Genomic DNA, 17,091 nt, shown 5'->3' with positions numbered 1-17,091 from the left:
TACGCAGGCCAGCGGGAGCGGGCAGACCAGCGAGAGCGGGCAGACCAGCGGGAGCGGGCAGACCAGCGGGACAGGCGAAGCCACGGGACAGCAGACCTGCGGGGCCGGCAACGCCGCAATGCGACAACTCGCCGATTGGGCCAGCCGCCGCAGCTTGTCTTCGGACGAGTCGCCAGCCGATCAAGGTCAGCGGCAGGACATCGCAGACCGCCCCATATCTGGGGCAGCTCTACAGGGGCCACCAACCACACTGGTGACCCCAGCCTGCCCGGCGATCCAGCCCGTTCTAACGAAGGCAGGTCGGACCGTCCCGAGGCAGAGGGCCAGCCGAGGATCAGCTCAAGGCGGGGACGTCGACGCCGAGGATGGCCTGCTCGTCGGGGCGGTGCACAAGCACGTCGGCCAGGTAGGACTGAACCGCGTGGCGCATCCCGACGTCACGGCCGGCCTGCTCGGAGAGCAGCCACTTGTGCTCGATGATCTGCGCGAACAGCTCCTGCGGCTCCAGCTTGCGGCGCAGATTCGCGGGTACGGCCCGGACCACCGGCTCGAAGACCTCGGTGAGCCAGCGGTGCGCGGCCTGCTGCTCGTCGATCAGGTCGCTCTCCGCCCGGTAGGCGTCCAGGTCGTTGAGCAGCTTGCGCGCCTGGTTCTCCTCGGCGTCGAGACCGGTGAGCCGCAGCAGCCGGCGGGTGTGGTAGCCGGCGTCGACAACCTTCGGCCGAACCAGGTAACGCCCGTCGTCGATCGAGGACATGGCCACCTCGGCCACGTCGAAGCCCAGCTCGTTGAGGCGGCGGATCCGGCCCTCGATGTCGTGCCGGGCCTCCCGCTCGACCGCCTGCTCGTAGGTGATCTCGTGCCAGAGCCGCTCGTAGCGCTGCACGACCTCCTCGCAGACCACCTCGGGGTCGATGGACTCGTGCAGCAGACCGGCGGCCTGCAGATCCAACGCCTCACCGAAGATGTTCACCCGGGCGATCTCCAGGTCCTCACCGCGCTGACCGTTGGAGAGCGAGTTGTGTAACGCGCCGGTCTCCGCGTCCACGAGGTAGGCGGCGAACGCCCCCGCGTCCCGGCGGAACAGCGTGTTCGACAGCGAGCAGTCGCCCCAGAAGAACCCGGTGAGGTGCATCCGCACGATCAGGGCCGCGAGCGCGTCGAGCAGCCGGCTCATCGTCTCCGGCCGCAGGGTGTGCGAGAAGAGCGCCCGGTACGGCAGGGAGAACTGGAGGTGCCGGGTGATCAGCACGGATTCCAGGGCTTCCCCGTCCTCGGTCTGCCGGTCGGCGACGACCGCCACCGCCTCGACCGACGGGAAGTCGATCCGCTCCAGGGCCCGGAGCAGGTCGTACTCCCGCTCGGCGATCCGCTCGCGGGTCTCCTTGAACGCGTAGACGTAGTCACCAAGCCGGACGAACCGGACGACGTGTCGGGAGATGCCCTGCGGCAGCGCCACCAGGTGTTGGGCAGGCCACTCCTCCAGCGGTGTCGACCAGGGCAGGTCGAGCAGCGCCGGGTCCACGAGGGCAGACGTGATCCGCACGGGCACAAGCATGACGCCTCGCCCCCGCCTCCGCCTCTGATCGTGGTTGGGCCCACAGCGCCGACCACCCCGGCCTCGCGCCGGGCCGGTAGCGTGGTCGCGTGCTCAAACCCACGGCGGTACGACGTGACCTGCGGCTACGGCCCGTCCGCCCGGCCGGCTGGTGGTTCGACGCCCTCCTCCTGGTCGGGTTGGTCGGTCTGACTGTGGCGCTAGCCGCCGACCAGTTCTTCGGGCTGGACCGAGCGGTCGCCGACTGGGCCGAGGGGCACCGGCCGACTGTCGCCTACTGGGTGGCCCGGGTGTTCAACCTGCTCGGCCAGGGCAGCCCGCTGACCCTGATCGCCGCCGGGCTGGGCGTGTTGCTGGCCGTCCGGTTGCGGTCGCTGCGGCCGATCCTGCCGCCGGTGGTCGGGTTCGTGCTGACCCTCCTGACCATCGGCCCGCTCAAGGTCTGGACGGCCCGGGCGGCACCGAGCGCCAGCGTCAAGGAGCCGTTCCTGACGCCCGAGCAGACCCTGCCGCTGTTCCACGACGACCTGCCGGTGCGGTTCGCCCAGTCCTACCCGTCAGGGCACGTCGCCAACGCCATCGTCTGGTACGGCGTCATCGCATTGCTGCTGGCCCCGCTGGCCCGCAGCCTCGGCCGGCAACTGCCGGCCCAGCTCATCACCGTGATCCGGGTCGCGCCGCCGCTTGTCGTCCTCACCACCACCACCTACCTGGGTTGGCACTGGCTGACCGACTCGGTGGCCGGGCTGCTGTTGGGCCTGCTCCTGGACCGGTTGCTGCATCGGGTGCCGTGGGACGACGTCCCGCTCCCCGGGCGGTTACGCGCATGGGACCGGCCGTTCACCTCGTACCCCTAGGTTTGGGTCCCATGGATCAACTGGCGCGGCGGCTCGGCGTACCCGATGCGGTGATCATCGGGTTGGGCTCGATGCTCGGCGCGGGCGTCTTCGTGGTGTTCGGCCCGGCCGCGGCGGCGGCCGGCGGCGCCGGCCTGCTGCCCGCGCTGGTGCTGGCGGGCTTCATCGCCTTCTGCAACGCGACGAGTTCGGCGCGGCTGGCGGCCCGGTACCCGGAGTCCGGCGGCACCTATGTCTACGGTCGGGAGCGCCTCGGGCCGTTCGCCGGGTTCCTGGCCGGCTGGGGCTTTGTGGTCGGCAAGACGGCGAGCTGCGCGGCGATGGCGTTGACCATCGGGGCGTACCTGTGGCCGGGGCAGGCCCGGCTGGTCGCCGTCGGCGCGGTGCTCGCGGTGACCGCGGTGAACCTGCGCGGCATCGGCAAGACGGCCACCGTGACCAGGGCACTTGTCGTGCTGGTGCTCGCGGTGCTGGCCCTGGTCGCGGTCGTCGGCCTGGTGGGCGGGCCGGTGCGCCTGGATCGGCTCGGCGAGCCCGGCGGCTCCGCCCGGGGCGTGCTCACCGCCGCCGGGCTGCTGTTCTTCGCGTTCGCCGGGTACGCCCGGATCGCCACGCTCGGCGAGGAGGTCCGTGACCCGCGGCGGACCATTCCCCGCGCGGTGCCGCTGGCGCTCGGGGTGGTGCTCGCGATCTACCTGGTGCTGGCCGTGGTCGCACTCGGCGTGCTCGGCGCCGACCGGCTGGCCGGGTCCGCCGCGCCCCTTGTCGACGTGGTGACCGCCGCCGGGCTGCCCGGCCTGGCCTGGCTGGTCCGCGCCGGAGCCACCATCGCGGTCGTCGGGGTCCTGCTGTCCCTGGTCGCCGGGGTCGGCCGGACCACCCTGGCGATGGCTCGCCGCCGGGACCTGCCCGGCGCGCTTGCCGCTGTGCACCAGGTACGCCAGGTGCCGCACCGCGCCGAACTGGCCGTGGCCGCCGTGGTGGTCGTGGTGGTGCTGCTCGGTGACGTGCGCGACGCCATCGGCTTCTCGAGTTGCACAGTGCTTGTCTACTACGCGATCACCAACGCGGCGGCGCTGACGTTGGGCCGGGAGTGGGCGCGGAAACTGCCGGTGCAGGTGCTCGCCGGCCTGGGGCTGCTCGGCTGTCTGCTGCTCGCGGTCAACCTGCCGACGGGCAGCGTCCTCGCCGGCTTCGGTGTGCTCGCCGTCGGCGCCGCGTGGTACGCGCTACGCCCCGCCCGCCGGTGACCTGAGCAGGCCACCGGCGGCCCGGGGTCAGCGACTCAGCCGCCGGTATCGGCGCACCGCGAGCGGCGCGAACGTCGCGATCAGCAGCACCGGCCACAGCACCGCCAACAGCATGGCGTGCTCCGCCGGCCAGGAGTCGCCACCCAGACCGGGGTTGCCGAACAGGTGACGGATCGCGGCGACGGTGGCCGAGAGCGGATTCCACTCCGAGATCGTCCCGATGACCGACGGCATCAGCTCGGGCGACACGAAGACGTTGGAGATCGCGGTGAACGGAAAAGCCACCGGGAAGACGATCATGCCGACCGTGTCCGGGTTGCGCACCAGCAGCGCCAGGTAGATCCCGACCCAGGTGATCGCGATCCGCAGCAGCAGGAGGAGCCCGACGGCGAGCAACGCCTTGCCGACACCCTGCCGCCACTGCCACCCGACGAGCAGGCCGCAGACCAGCAGGGTGGACATCTCGAGCAGGGCGCGCAGCAGGTCGGCGACACCGCGGCCGGTCATCAGGGCGGACCGGGCCATCGGCATCGACCGGAACCGGTCGACCACACCCCGGCTGAGGTCCAGCGCCACGCCGGTCGCGGTGGCGCCGAGGCCGTACAGCATCGTCATCACGAAGACCCCGGGCAGCAGGAACTCGCGATAGTTGCCGCCACCCGACACCTGCATGCCGCTGCCGAACACGTACCCGAAGACAAGCACGAACATGATCGGCAGCGAGAAGTAGAGGATCAGCTCCTCCGGTGCGCGGATCACGTGGATCATGTTCCGCCTGGTCATCGTCCAGCCGTCAACCACCGCCGCCGTCATGCCCCGTCCGCCTTTCGTCCAACGCCGACGGGCTCACGGGCCTCGTCCGGCCGGTGCCCGGTCAGATACAGAAACGCCTCGTCCAACGTCGCGCGCCGCAGGCCGATGTCCTCCACCGCGACCCCGGCGTCGTCCAACGCCCGCACCACGTCGACAAGCCCGGCGACCCGGTCGGCCACCGGCACGCTGAGCCGCCGCACCTCCGGATCGCGCCCCGGCTCCGCAGCACAGATCGACGCGACGATGCGGGCAGCCCGGGTCAGGTCGGCCGCCTCCCGCACCACCACCTCGATCCGGTCGCCGCCGGTCATCGCCTTCAACTCGTCCGGCGAGCCCTCGGCCACCACCCGACCGGCGTCGATCACCGAGATCCGGCCGGCGAGCTGGTCGGCCTCCTCCAGGTACTGCGTGGTGAGCAGGACCGTGGTCCCGTCCGCGACCAGGTCGCGGACCAGGTCCCACACCTGGTTGCGGCTACGCGGGTCCAGACCGGTGGTCGGCTCGTCGAGGAAGAGCACCCGGGGTGTACGGATCAGGCTGGCCGCGAGGTCCAGCCGGCGGCGCATCCCACCCGAATACTCACCTGCCGACCGGCCCGCCGCCTCGTCGAGCCCGAACCGTTGCAGCAGTTCGTCGGCGCGTTGGCGGGCCGCCCGTCGACCCAGCCGGAACAGCCGGCCGAACAACTCCAGGTTCTGCCGCCCACTGAGAGTTTCGTCGACTGCGGCGTACTGCCCGGTCAACGCGATCCGGGCCCGCACCTCGTCCGGCTGACGCCGCACGTCGAACCCGGCCACGGTGGCCCGGCCCGTGTCGAAGCGCAGCAGCGTGGTGAGGATCCGTACGGCAGTCGTCTTCCCGGCGCCGTTCGGCCCCAGCAGTCCGTACACCGTGCCGGTCGGCACGGTCAGGTCGAAGTCGTCGAGCGCTCGGGTGGGGCCGTACCGTTTGCCCAGCCCTTCGGCTGTCACGTCGAATGTCGTCATGCCGCGAGGGTGCGGTCCGGCGCTGACGGGTCACGCACCGTCCGCTGACGGCGGCGCACCGGGCCGGCTCGCGGCACCGGCCTTCTCCTCCTCGGTGATCTGCTGAAGAAGGAGGATGATCTCCGAGCGCGTCGCCTCGCCGACGTACCAGCCGGTGAGCCCGCCGGCCAACGCCGCTTCGCAGAGCTGCCTCGTCTCGGCGAGATCACCACGCAGCCGTGCCACCTGGGCGAGGCCGAGCCGGGCGGCGGACACGAACTCGGGCGCGCCACTGCCCTGCGCCAGGAGCAGCGCGCCGGCGAAGTCGTCCCGGGCTGCCGCCAGGTCACCGGCACGCAGCCTTATCTCACCCCGCGTACGCAGCATGTCGGCCTGGTCGACGGCTGAGCCGAGTTCCTCGGCCAAGCCCATTGCCTGCTTCATGTGGTCGCCCGCCGCCTCCGGATCACCGTGCCAGGCGGCCAGTTCGCCGAGCGCGCCAAGTGTGATCATGGAACCCCACCGGTCTCCGGTGCTCCGGAAGCCGTCGAGCGCGGTGGCCAGCGCGGCCCCGGCACGGTCCGACTGACCACCCCACATCTGCGCCGTGCCGTGCCCCATCGCGCCGAGCGCGTTGATCCAGACGTCCGGGCCGACCAGCCGCCGCAGCTCCCGCATCAGCTCTTCGACGTCATCGGCTCCGCCGGGCGGGGGTCCGGTCGAGATCCCCGACAGATACAGGAGGAACGGTTGTCGAGGGGGCCGGTCGAGGCTGCGGATCACGGACCCCTGCGTACCGAGCGACGGGAGGTGGCCGGCACCGGCGAGCGCGGCGTTGTAGACGCAGAGGGCGAACTCCTCGCCCAACCCGGGCGGCGCCTCGGCACCGAGCACGTCGAGGACGTCGGCGGCTAGCCGGGCCCCTTCGCCACGCATGCCGCGTAACCACCAGTAGAACGACAGCGCGGCGACCAACCCGGCGGCCTCGGGCGCGTCACCCGCCGCGGTGGCACGACGCAACGCCGCGTGCAGGTTGTCCCGCTCGGCGTCGAGCCGTCGCAACCAGTGCAGTTGTTCCGCTCGGCGCAGGTGGTCGCTGGCGGTCCAGGCGAGCTCCAGGAAGTACGCGGTGTGCGCGCGGCGCAGCTCGTCGGCCTCACCGGCTTCGGCGAGACGTTCGGCGCAGAAGGCGCGCACCGTTTCGAGCATCCGGTACCGGCCACCGCTCAACTCCACGAAGGACTTGTCGGCCAGACCGCTGAGCGCGTCGACGAACTCGGCGCTGGGGAGACCGGAGACCTGCCCGGCGGCCTCCAGCGTCGCGCCGCCCGCGAAGACGGTCAGCCGGCGGGCCAGTATCCGTTCGGCATCGTCGAGCAGATCCCAGCTCCACTCGACCACGGCCCGGAGCGTGCGGTGTCGGGGTGACGCGGCCCGGCTGCCCATGGACAGCAACCGGAACCTGTCGTCGAGACGGGCGGCCACCTCGGCGACGGGCAACGCCCGCAGCCGCGCGGCGGCCAGCTCGATCGCCAGCGGCAGGCCGTCGAGGGTACGGCAGATCCGCAGCACCACGTCGACGTTTGCCGGCGTGACGGTGAAGTCGGGTGCGACGTCGGCGGCCCGTTGGACGAACAGGCGGACCGCCGCGTAGTCGTCGGCCTGCTCGGTCGACGCGTCGGGTGGCGGCAGGGTGAGCCCGGACAACTGGCACAACGCCTCGCCGGCCAGCCCGAGCGGCTCGCGACTCGTGGCCAGCACCCGCAACGCGGGGCACGCGCCCAGCAGCCGTGCGGCTAGCCGGGCCGCGTCGGCGACCACGTGCTCGCAGTTGTCGAGCACGAGCAGCAGCCGCCGTTCGGCGAGTGCCTCGACCAGTCGGTCGGTGGACTGTCGGCCCGGCTCGGCCGGGGCCCGCAGGCCCGCGTCCCGCAGGCCCAGCGCGCTCAACACCGCCTGCGGTACGTCCGACCCATCGGCCAGCCCGGCCAGCTCGACGAAACAGACCTCGCCGTCCGAGCGACCCGCCGCCTCGATCGCCAACCGGGTCTTGCCCGCTCCCCCGGGGCCGGTGAGGGTGACAAGTCTCCGCTCACCGAGCAACGCGCGAACGCGCGTGAGTTCCTCCTCCCGCCCGACGAAGGTGGTGAGCTGACTCGGCAGCACCGGCCCGGCCGGCGGGCGCCCGGCGAAGCTGTCCCCACCGCGCGGCCCGGCAAAGCTGTCCCCACCGCGCGGCCCGGCGGAGCTGTCCCCGCCGCGCAGCACGGCCAGGTGGATCGCGGCCAGCGCCGCCGACGGGTCGACCCCGAGTTGCTCGGCCAGGCCGCGCCGAGCGTCCTCGAACTCGGCAAGCGCCTCGGCCGGTCGGCCCTGCGCGGACAGGGCACGCATGAGTTGGCCTCGCGACCGCTCCCGCAGCGGATGCGCCACGACCAGTTGCCGCAGCTCCGGGACCAGCTCGGCGTGCCCGCCCAGCGCCAGCTCCGCCTCGATCCGATCTTCGGTGGCGGCCAGCCGCAGCTCGTCCAGCCGGGCCGCCTGCGCGGGTACGCCGGTCACGTCGATGACGTCGGCCAGGGCGGGACCACGCCACAGCTCCAGCGCCTCGCGCAGCACGGCCGCCGCGCGGGGCCAGTCACCGCCGGCGAGAGCGCGCCGTCCGACCTCGGCGAGCCGCTCGAACCGGTACGCGTCGACGTCCGCGGGATCCACGGCGAGGCGGTAGCCGGCCGGGTGGAACTCCACCGGGGTGTGTTCGGCGGGCAGCGCCTGACGCAGGCGCGACACCAGGGACTGAAGCGCGTTGGCGGCGCCCCGGGGCGGGTGCTCGCCGTACAGACCGTCGATCAGCCGCTCGGCGGACACCACCCGGCCCGCGTCGAGCAGCAGGAGCGCCAGCAGCGCGCGCAGCCGTGGACCACCCGGGGCGATCTCGCGCCCGTCGGCCAGCAGCACCTGGGTCGGCCCCAGGACGCGGAAACGCATGGCACTGATTGTCACCCGGTACCGGCCATAGACGGCTTCAGCTCACCTCGGCGGTGCCGTCATGCCGGCGGGTCAGTTCGAATTCTTCCGCCGGGCCGTCAGTGGATGTCGAGGGAGCACCCCCGCTGGGAGGAACGGGATGCGCCGAGCCTGTCTGGCTTGGCAGCGAGGGCGGCGTCGCCGCCGGAATGGGCACCGTGCCGTGCACCGTCCCCGCCGGCCGAGGCGCCGGGCCCGGATGGGCGGGCGGGGCGCACTGCCTGGTCAGCCAGTCCAGGCCGCGCCGACGGGCAACCACTGTCAGCCGGTCGCCCGCGAAGATCACCTGGCGAGGATCGAGGTCCTTCCACCAGATCGTCTTGCCGCCGCCGGCCGGGGTACGGGCGATCAACCGGACCTGCCCGTCCCGGTTGACCACGTCCAGCGGTCGGCCGTCCAGCTCGGAGCCTGCGGCTACCGGCACCTCGGCGACCGGCAGCGCGTGCCTGTCGACCGGGATCGTGGTGATCACCGCGCGTTCGGTGAGCGCCCCGATGAAGGCCGGGGCGGCCAGGTAGGAGACCGACCGGGACACCCCGAGCGCGAACGTCTCCTCCACCCGTTCGGCGAAGTCACCGTCGAAGAGCCGCAGCACCACCCGCAGGTCGGGGGCGAGGTCACGGGCGGCGAGCGCCGCCTCCAGGTTGGCCACGTCGTCGGTGGACGCCACCACAAGCGCCTGGCAGTCGGCCACCGACGCGGCGACAAGCGTCTCGGAGAGCGCGGCGTCGCCGACGATCACCGGCACCTCCAGTTGACGGGCCAGGGCGCCGCCGCGTGGCGCCGGATCCTTGTCGATCGCCACCACCTCGACGTCGTACTCCCGGAGCTGGGCCATGACCCGGGTGCCGACGTTGCCCAGGCCGATCAGCACGACGTGCCCGGCCCGCGCGGGCTGCACCCGGCCGGTGTGCAGGGCCAGCCGGGCGTTGACGATGCCGTCCACCACGACGGCGGTGATCAGCGGGATCAGCGCCAAGCCGGCCAGGTTGAGCACCACCTGCATGATCTGCGCGCCGGCCGGCTTTGTGGTGTCCGGGTCGGCGCCGCTGAGCGTGGTGACCAGGGTCAGGTACAGCGCTTCCAGGGGGGAGGCGTCCTCGGTGCGGGAGATCAGCGCCCCCAGCACCACGATCACCGCGAGCACGAGCATCACCGCGACGCCGATCTTGCGGGTCGCGAAGCCGCGTACCGCTCCCAGCAGCACCGTGACCGGACGACGCCGCCGGCGGGCCCGGACCAGCCGACGGGCGGCGACCTCGGTGCCCGGCGGCTGCCCGGTCGCCTCGGCGAGCACCAGGTCCGCGCCGGCCTGCTCGGCCGGCAGCAGCTCCACCCCCTGCGCCTCGGTGAGGTGGGCCAGGGCGCAGACCACGTCCTGCGGGCGGACGTCGGCCCGCCGCGCCACCCGGAGCGTCTTGTCCCGATGTTGGAAGGAGCTGGGGTCGACCTCGCCGAGCGCGGCGGCCACGAACGCCGGCGCGGCCATCTCGGCGTCGGAGAGCACCTCGACCGGCGCCTTGATCAGTTTGCGTACGCCGTCGGCGAGGGTGCCGTTGAACATCCGCAGCACCTGGCGGACCTGCTGGTCGACGGCCTGCGCGCAGAGCGCCGCGTGCAGGTTGCCGACGTCGTCCTGGTGCAGCAGGGCCAGCCCGGTCGCCCCGGACAGGCCGGCGGCCTCGAAGGTGGACACGTCGAGCCGATCCGAGCGGACCACCCGGACCCCGCGCAGCCCCGCCACGTCCGGGCCGTTGCTGCGGTAACGCTCCGGCACCACGACTGTCACCCGGGCCCCACCCGCCGGCAGCTCGGATTCGAGCAGCGCCCGGGCCACGTAGTAGGCGAGCGCGTCCTTGCCGCAGATCACGTAGTGCGGGCGAGGATCACCGGCGGAGCGCAGCCGCCAGTTCCACTCGACCGCCCGTCGCGCCCGGTCCCGCCACGGCTCCGCCATGCCCGGATCGTAATCAGCACGGCCACGGTGGGCGACCCCGTCCGGATCATCCCCGACCAGGCATGCCCGCTCCGGCGACGGGTAGAGCAGCGGCATGCAGACGTTCCTCCCGTACCCGGACTTCCTGGCCAGCGCCCGGACGCTGGACCAGAAGCGGCTGGGCAAGCAGCGGGTGGAGGCCATCCAGGTGCTGCGTGGGCTCACCCGACCCGGGTACGGCTGGCGCAACCACCCGGCGGTGAAGATGTGGGCCGGGTACGAGGAGGCGCTGACGCGCTACGGGCTGGACATGTGCGCGGTGTGGACCGAGCCGGGGCGGGCCGACACCTGCGCCACCACGATGACCGTGGACCTCGCGGCCGCCTGCGGGGCCGGCGTCGTACGGACCCAGGACGAGCTGGCCGAGGCTGGTGAGCTGCCCCCGTGGCTGGGCCGCGACGAGCTGCACCTGAGCCACCGCTCGTCGCTGGTCCGCAAGGACCCGGCGCACTACCGGCCCCTCTTCGGCGACGACGTTCCGCCGGACCTGGAGTACGTCTGGCCCGCCTCCGACCGCGCGCGCCGTTGCCTGCCGTAGAGGAGACTGGGGCGAGAGAGGTAGGTGCCCATGGCGCTGTCGCAAGTGGTGGGCCGGCTCATCGGCGTACGCCAGCATCTGGTGGACCCGGGCGGCGGTGGCGCGGACCGCGTGCCGCGACCGACCGCGGCGGTGGTGGTGGGTGGCGGCATCGCCGGCATGTCGGCGGCGGTGGTGCTGGCCGAGCGCGGCGTGGCGGTCACGGTGCTGGAGGCGGCACCGACGCTCGGCGGTCGACTGGGCGCCTGGCCGGAAACGCTCGCCGAGGGCAGTCAGCGCAACGAGCACGGTTTCCACGCGTTCTTCCGGCAGTACTACAACTGGCGGTCGATCCTCCGGCGGATCGATCCTGACCTGGGCTTCCTCAAGCCCATTCCGGGTTACCCGATCCTCAGTGCCCAGTGGCCGACCGAGGAGTTCGGCAAGCTGCCGCCCGCGCCGCCGGCGAACCTGCTCGCGCTGCTGCTGCGCAGCCCCAGTCTGCGCCTGGGCGACCTGCGCCTGATGGACCGGGACGCCGCGCTGCCGCTGCTCACCTACGATCCGGTGCGCACCTACGCCGAGTTGGACGACACCACGGCCGACGAGCTGTTGGCGTCGCTGCGGCTGCCGGACCGGGCTCGGGCGATGCTGTTCGAGGTCTTCTCGCACTCGTTCTTCAACCACGAGGCGGAGATGTCGGCCGCCGAGATGGTCGCCCAGTTCCACTTCTATCTGCTCGGCAACCCGGAGGGGTTGGCGTTCGACTGCCCGGACGAGGACTACGCCACGGCGATCTGGGAGCCACTGACCCGGCACGTGGAGAAGCACGGAGGCCGGGTGCTGACCGGCTGCGCCGCGACGGGGGTGCACCAGGACGGCGACGGCTGGCGGGTGACGACCACCGAGGGCGACGGCCACCCGGCGGCCCACGTGGTGCTGGCCGTCGATCCGCCGGCGCTTGCCGCGCTCGTCGCCGCCTCCCCGGATCTGGTCGAGCGGGCACCGGAGATGGCCGCCCGGATGCCCGCCTTCGGCCGGCCCGGCCCGCCGTACGCGGTGGCACGGTACTGGTGTGCCGGGGACGTGGCCGCCGAGCGGGCGGTGTTCAACGGTGTGTCCCGGCAGCCCACGCTGGATTCGGTGACGCTCTACCACCGGCTGGAGGACGAGCCGCGGCGGTGGGCGCGACAGACCGGCGGGTCGGTCATCGAGCTGCACGCGTATGCCTGCGAGCCGGGGGTGCCGGCCGAGGAGTTGGCCGAGCGGATGCGCCGCGAGCTTGTCGCGCTCTGGCCGGAGGCCGCCGACCTGCGGGTTCGCGAGCTGCGGGCCCGGGTGGAGGCGCAGGCGCCGGCGTTCACGCCGGGCAGCCACGCCTGGCGACCGGGGGTACGCACCGACGCGTCCGGCCTCTACCTGGCCGGTGACGGCATCGCCACGGACTTCCCGAGCGCGTTGATGGAACGCTCCGCCGCCACGGGCATCGTCGCCGCGAACCACATCCTGCGCGCGGAGGGCGGGGCGGCGGAGCCGGTCCGCTCGATCCGGCCCCGAGGGCTGCTTGCCGGTCGCCGCACCCCGAACCGACAAAACACAACATAAGCATCCGTACGCTGCCGTACGCTTGGTTGATCAACCGTCGATCGACCGGGCGGGAGGGCAGCGGGGGATGTCACCACTGCACCGCGCCGGCGCGGAGAACGACTCGCCTGTCGACGAGAGCGGCCGCGACGACGCGTACCCACTGATCCGGGACGAACGCGCCTGCATCGTCACCGCACTGCGCCTGGGCTGGTGGATGGCGGACGCCTACCACCACGGGCAGCACGCCGAGTTCGGCGTCCCCGCCGAGGCTCGACCGCCCGTACCGCCGGCCAAGCTCTCCAACCTCACCGAGATGTCCGCCCACCGGCGGATGCGCATGTACCTCGACGGGGTGGACGTCGCGCTGGCCCAGATCGCCGAACTCACCCGACACACCGGGCCGGTGCCCGACACGGCCGCGGCCCGGACCCTGCTACCCGACGTGGGCCGGCCCGAGCCGGCCGACCCGGTGCCGCTGCTGCTCGCCCTCGACGACCTCAACGTCGAGGTGCTGCGCTGGGCGATGGCCGCCAACCACCGGGTCGGGCTGGCCTACCGACTGGGCCGATCGGTGGCCGACACCGTCCGAGCCGGCGACGCCACCCAGTTGCTGCGGCAGTTCGGCGGTCGGCAGATCCAGATCAGCCGCTGGCTGGACGAGTTGGCGAGCGTGCTGCCGCCGTACTCGGCCGCGGTGGTGCGCCGGTCGCTCGCCACCTGGGCGACAGCTGTCGACCGGGCCGGCCACGGGGACCCGGCCGAACCCGCGCCCGCCGAGCTGAGCCGGGCCCTGCGCGCCCAGGGTGACCTCTGGCGGGACGTGCTCACCGGCGGCCTGCACCCCCGCGACCTGCTCGACGAGGAGGACTACGCGGTGATCGCCCGCAACCTGATCATCCGGGATCGTCGGCTGGTGGCACAGGCGGCGCGCGGCATCTTCTGGCCCGTGCTCGTACCCCTGCTGCTGGTGCTCTTCGCGGTGGTCGGGGTGAGCGCCGCCGCGGCCGCCGGCTCACCGACCACCCGGGCCACCGTCGCCCTGGTGGGTCTCGGCGCCGGGCTCGCCGCTATCTGGCGGTCGGTCTCCGGGCCGGCGCTGGCGGTCGCCGGCGAGGTCAACAGGCCCCTGCTGGACGCCGAACTCACCGCGCGCATGGCCCTACGGCTGGACCGGCCGCTGAGCACCGCCCGACGCACGGCGGTCGTCGCGCCCCGGACCCGCCGTCCGCGCCGCCCGGAGGAGCCGGGCAGCCGATCGAAATACGTTGCCCGTCTATCCCGCCCCGACCTACCGTGATCGGGCAAGGTCAACCACCGCCACGGGAGCAGAGCATGACGATGTCGCACGTCAGCACCGTGCCGTCGACGCTGCCCGGCGACGGTTGCCGAGCGGAAGGTCCCCGGGCGGGCCGGCCCGACTGACGCGTACCCGTACGCGCCCAGCCGCCCCGTCCACCAGCCGGACCGGGCGGCTTTTCGCTGTCCGTCACCATCGTGAAAGGAGCCCCGGTGGACGCCGTCCTCGTCATCAACGCCGACCTCGGCCCGCTGCACCGGGTCACCGTTCAACATGCCGTACGGATGCTCTGCCGCCGGGTCGCCGAGATCCACGAGGCCGAGCCGGACCAGGTGATCGGGGTCTTCCCGATGCCCCGGGTGGTGCGGCTGGTCCGCTACGTGGTCACCAGGTGGAGGTTCAGCGCCGGGCCGGCCTGGTCCCGCGCCGGGGTGCTGCGCCGCGACGACCGCTGCTGCGCGTACTGCGGTGGGTCGGCTTCCACCATCGACCACATCCTGCCCCGCTCGCGCGGCGGCCGGAACACCTGGCGGAACACCACGGCCGCCTGCTACGGCTGCAACCAGCGCAAGGGTGACCGGACGCCGGCGGAGGCGGGCATGCCGCTGCGCCGGGAGCCGGTGAACCCGGGCTGGGGGGCGCTCGCCGGGAGGTGACGGACCGGCCGGCGGGAACGGGGGGCCGCGTCCCGGGTACGTCCCGGGGCGCGGCACCCGCCGGCCCCCGGTCAGAGTGCGCGTTCCTTGACCTTCGAGTTCGGGCTGCCGTTGGGGCACTGCACCCGGATCTCGCTGCGGTGCTCGGTGGACACCAGCTCGACCTGGATCTGCTTCGCGGGGCCCGGGTCGTAGGCCTCGGCCCGGAACCCGGGCGCGAGCGCCACCGCCAGCACCTCGACGGACTTCCCGACGCAGCGGACGGTGATCGTCCCTCCTTGCGCCCGCACGGGCACGTCCGCGGAAAGGGTGGGCGTCGACGCGGCCGGGCCGGGCGTGGTCGGCGCGGGGCCGGGCGCGGTAGCGGTCGGGGCCGCTGTCGGGGCCGGGGTCGCCGTCGTGCCCGGACCGGTCGGCGGGCCGGTCCGGGCAGCAGGCGCGGTCTCCTGGGCCGGCGGGACGGCGGACGGCCCGGTCGTGATCTCGTCGGCCGGCTCCGCGGCGCGTGGCATCCCCACGGCGGTGGTGCCCGGGCCCCGGCCGGTCGACGGAGCGCCCTGCCCCGGTCGACGATTGCCGACGTCACCGAGCGACCCGGCCATCGTGATCGCGGTGAGCACCGCGCCGCCGACCACCAGGATGGCCCGACGACGACGCCACGACAGGCGTCTCGGCGGAGCGGCCGAGTCGACGGTCGTGGTGTCGGTCGGCTCGGCTGAGCCGGCCTCCGGTGCCGCGGTGACGCCCGTTTTCCGTGAGCCTGCTCCCGGTGCCGGGCTGACGCCCGTCCCCTCGGACGTCGCTCCACTCATGCCGGCGAGCAGGATGCGGGCCGCCTCGGCAGCCGGTGGCCGGTCGGCGGGGTCGCGGGCCAGACACCAGCGGTAGAGCCGGTGGACCTCGGGCGGCACGCCGTCGATCTCCGGCAGCGGGTCCGGCTCGACGTGCGTGTGCGCGCGGAGCATCCCGGTCTGCGTCTCTGCCGGCCACGGCAGCCGGCCGGTGAGCACCCGGTGCAGCAGCAGGCCCACGGCGTACACGTCGCAGGCCGGCAGCACCTCGCCGGCCTCGAGTCGCTCCGGGGCGAGATAGGCCGGCGTGCCGAGCAGCCGCCCCTCGAAGTCGATCTCCGATTCGCCGGCGACGGCCGCGATGCCGAAGTCGAGCACCTTGGCGCCGGTGGGCGTGAGCATCACGTTGCTCGGCTTGATGTCGCGGTGCACCAACCCCTGTGCGTGCGCGGCCGTGAGAGCGGAGGCCACCTCGGCGCAGACCCGTAAGCCGGCACGCGGCGGCAACGGCCCGGTCGCCAGCCGTTGTTCGAGAGTGAGACCGCCGAGCAGCTCCATCACCACGAACGGGACCTGCGCACCGTCGACGAGCGACTCGCCGAAGTCGTAGACGCTCGTGACGTGCGGGTGCGACAAACGCGCCGCGGCCTTGGCCTCACCCCGGATCCGCTGCCGTGCACCGTGGTCCGTGGCGAGCAGCACCTTCACCGCGACGTCCCGTTCGAGCACCTCGTCGTACGCCCGGTGCACCGCCGACATGCCGCCACTGCCAAGGCGCTCCAGGAGCCGATAGCGGCCCGCAAGCAACTGATCACGCTGCACGACGGACAGCCTGCCGTACCGGCCGGCCACGGGCCACCCCGGATCGAGGTGTCGCGATGAGTGGGACCGAGGTGCGGCTACCGTCCCCTCAGCGGGGCCGCCAGGCGAAGCGGGGCGTACGCCGCTCGGCCACCGCCGCGACCCCTTCCCGGGCCTCTCCGGTGGTCACAACCTTCCGGTGCCACCACGCGATCCGGGCCGGCCCGGCCCGGTCGTCGATGATCTCCTTCGCGGCGGCGACGCTCAGCGGCGACCGTTGGGCGATCATCGCGGTCAGCTCGTCCAGCCGCGCGGAGAGCCGGTCGCCCAGCAGCACCTCGTCGACCAGACCGATCCGCAGGGCGCGCTCAGCGTCGATCAGCTCGGCGGTGAACAGCAGGTGCTTGGCGGCGGACGGACCGACCAGCCGGGCCAGCCGGCGGGTGGTCGGTGCCGGATAGACCAGCCCGAGCCGGGCCGGCGGTACGCCGAAACGGGCGTCGTCCGCGGCGATCCGCAGATCGCAGGCGACCGCGAGCTGGGCCCCGCCGCCGACGCAGGCACCCCGGATGGCAGCGATCGTCGGCTTGGCGAAGCTGGCCAGCCGTTCCTCGGCGGCCGCCGCGATGCTGGTGTCACCGGCGTCCAACAGGTCACCCAGGTCACCCAGGTCCGCACCGGCGCAGAACGCGTCGCCCGCGCCGGTGAGCACCAACGCCCGGACGTCGGGGTCGGGTTCCAGCCGGTCGAGCAACTCGGGGAGCTGACGCCACATGGTGGCGGTCATCGCGTTGCGCCGGGCCGGGTTGTGGATCACCACAGTCGCGACCGGTCCGGTCACCTCGACTGTCACCTCCGCGTCCGACACGTCCGCCCCTCCCCCGTCACCTGTGCGACGTCACCGATCTGGCCGAACCGGCGGCGCACGCCGCTACGACGACCCTGACGGCCACGATTCTGAAGCAATCTTGGACAG

Annotated in this window: 13 protein-coding genes; 6 read left to right on the top strand and 7 right to left on the bottom strand. The window is 73.1% G+C overall.

Features of this window, described 5'->3' with window-relative positions; genetic code table 11:
- Nucleotides 1-334 precede the first annotated feature (334 nt).
- Nucleotides 335-1,558, bottom strand: coding sequence for a DUF4032 domain-containing protein (locus tag ACLQ29_RS12920; RefSeq protein ID WP_393369643.1), 1,224 nt, complete (start codon nt 1,556-1,558; stop codon nt 335-337).
- 119 nt (nt 1,559-1,677) lie between these two features.
- Here ACLQ29_RS12920 and ACLQ29_RS12915 point away from each other — a divergent pair, with 119 nt between their 5' ends.
- Together ACLQ29_RS12915 and ACLQ29_RS12910 are read left to right on the top strand one after the other, a co-directional pair.
- Entirely contained in the window at nt 1,678-2,415 is a 738-nt protein-coding gene (locus tag ACLQ29_RS12915; RefSeq protein ID WP_425772038.1) for a phosphatase PAP2 family protein, read from the top strand.
- Nucleotides 2,416-2,426: 11 nt separating this feature from the next.
- Nucleotides 2,427-3,665, top strand: coding sequence for an APC family permease (locus ACLQ29_RS12910; protein WP_425771827.1), 1,239 nt, complete (start codon nt 2,427-2,429; stop codon nt 3,663-3,665).
- A 27-nt stretch (nt 3,666-3,692) separates the two neighbouring features.
- Here the strand turns inward: ACLQ29_RS12910 and ACLQ29_RS12905 are convergent, their stop codons facing one another.
- The 4 genes from ACLQ29_RS12905 to ACLQ29_RS12890 are packed head-to-tail and all read right to left on the bottom strand — an operon-like array spanning nt 3,693 to nt 10,427.
- On the bottom strand, nt 3,693-4,478 hold the full coding sequence (locus tag ACLQ29_RS12905) for an ABC transporter permease (RefSeq protein WP_425771826.1): 786 nt from the start codon (nt 4,476-4,478) through the stop codon (nt 3,693-3,695).
- The gene (locus ACLQ29_RS12900) at nt 4,475-5,464 is read right to left on the bottom strand and encodes an ATP-binding cassette domain-containing protein (RefSeq protein WP_425771825.1); all 990 of its coding nucleotides are present in this window, start codon (nt 5,462-5,464) and stop codon (nt 4,475-4,477) included. Before ACLQ29_RS12900 ends, ACLQ29_RS12905 begins: the two co-directional genes overlap by 4 nt.
- Nucleotides 5,465-5,494: 30 nt before the next feature.
- Nucleotides 5,495-8,431, bottom strand: coding sequence for a BTAD domain-containing putative transcriptional regulator (locus ACLQ29_RS12895; RefSeq protein WP_425771824.1), 2,937 nt, complete (start codon nt 8,429-8,431; stop codon nt 5,495-5,497).
- A 37-nt stretch (nt 8,432-8,468) separates the two neighbouring features.
- Nucleotides 8,469-10,427, bottom strand: coding sequence for a potassium channel family protein (locus ACLQ29_RS12890; protein WP_425771823.1), 1,959 nt, complete (start codon nt 10,425-10,427; stop codon nt 8,469-8,471).
- A 94-nt stretch (nt 10,428-10,521) separates the two neighbouring features.
- On the opposite strand from ACLQ29_RS12890, the gene ACLQ29_RS12885 reads away from it, so the two are divergent.
- The 4 genes from ACLQ29_RS12885 (at nt 10,522) to ACLQ29_RS12870 (ending at nt 14,523) form a co-directional block, all read left to right on the top strand.
- Nucleotides 10,522-11,004 (top strand): MSMEG_6728 family protein, encoded by a 483-nt coding sequence (locus ACLQ29_RS12885; RefSeq protein ID WP_425771822.1) that lies wholly within the window; start codon nt 10,522-10,524, stop codon nt 11,002-11,004.
- 30 nt (nt 11,005-11,034) lie between these two features.
- Complete coding sequence (locus ACLQ29_RS12880) at nt 11,035-12,588, top strand: FAD-dependent oxidoreductase (RefSeq protein WP_425771821.1); 1,554 nt, start codon at nt 11,035-11,037, stop codon at nt 12,586-12,588.
- Nucleotides 12,589-12,655: 67 nt separating this feature from the next.
- Entirely contained in the window at nt 12,656-13,867 is a 1,212-nt protein-coding gene (locus ACLQ29_RS12875; RefSeq protein WP_425771820.1) for a hypothetical protein, read from the top strand.
- A 212-nt stretch (nt 13,868-14,079) separates the two neighbouring features.
- Nucleotides 14,080-14,523 carry an HNH endonuclease gene (locus ACLQ29_RS12870; RefSeq protein WP_393369617.1) on the top strand — a complete coding sequence of 148 codons (444 nt, stop codon included), beginning with the start codon at nt 14,080-14,082 and terminating at the stop codon, nt 14,521-14,523.
- A gap of 71 nt (nt 14,524-14,594) precedes the next feature.
- Here the strand turns inward: ACLQ29_RS12870 and ACLQ29_RS12865 are convergent, their stop codons facing one another.
- Entirely contained in the window at nt 14,595-16,136 is a 1,542-nt protein-coding gene (locus ACLQ29_RS12865) for a serine/threonine-protein kinase (protein WP_425771819.1), read from the bottom strand.
- Nucleotides 16,137-16,224: 88 nt separating this feature from the next.
- The gene (locus ACLQ29_RS12860) at nt 16,225-16,983 is read right to left on the bottom strand and encodes an enoyl-CoA hydratase/isomerase family protein (protein WP_425771818.1); all 759 of its coding nucleotides are present in this window, start codon (nt 16,981-16,983) and stop codon (nt 16,225-16,227) included.
- Nucleotides 16,984-17,091: the final 108 nt, after the last annotated feature.

Source organism: Micromonospora sp. DT228, assembly GCF_049841595.1.
Taxonomy (GTDB): domain Bacteria; phylum Actinomycetota; class Actinomycetes; order Mycobacteriales; family Micromonosporaceae; genus Micromonospora.
Note: the sequence above shows the minus strand (reverse complement) of the source record. Positions and strands in the feature narration are given on the sequence as shown.

Coding starts and splice junctions, on each gene's coding strand:
- ACLQ29_RS12905 (WP_425771826.1), bottom strand. CDS start 4,478: ATGACGGCGGCGGTGGTTGACGGCTGGACGATGACCAGGCGGAACATG.
- ACLQ29_RS12900 (WP_425771825.1), bottom strand. CDS start 5,464: ATGACGACATTCGACGTGACAGCCGAAGGGCTGGGCAAACGGTACGGC.
- ACLQ29_RS12875 (WP_425771820.1), top strand. CDS start 12,656: ATGTCACCACTGCACCGCGCCGGCGCGGAGAACGACTCGCCTGTCGAC.
- ACLQ29_RS12890 (WP_425771823.1), bottom strand. CDS start 10,427: ATGGCGGAGCCGTGGCGGGACCGGGCGCGACGGGCGGTCGAGTGGAAC.
- ACLQ29_RS12895 (WP_425771824.1), bottom strand. CDS start 8,431: ATGCGTTTCCGCGTCCTGGGGCCGACCCAGGTGCTGCTGGCCGACGGG.
- ACLQ29_RS12880 (WP_425771821.1), top strand. CDS start 11,035: ATGGCGCTGTCGCAAGTGGTGGGCCGGCTCATCGGCGTACGCCAGCAT.
- ACLQ29_RS12910 (WP_425771827.1), top strand. CDS start 2,427: ATGGATCAACTGGCGCGGCGGCTCGGCGTACCCGATGCGGTGATCATC.
- ACLQ29_RS12885 (WP_425771822.1), top strand. CDS start 10,522: ATGCAGACGTTCCTCCCGTACCCGGACTTCCTGGCCAGCGCCCGGACG.
- ACLQ29_RS12920 (WP_393369643.1), bottom strand. CDS start 1,558: ATGCTTGTGCCCGTGCGGATCACGTCTGCCCTCGTGGACCCGGCGCTG.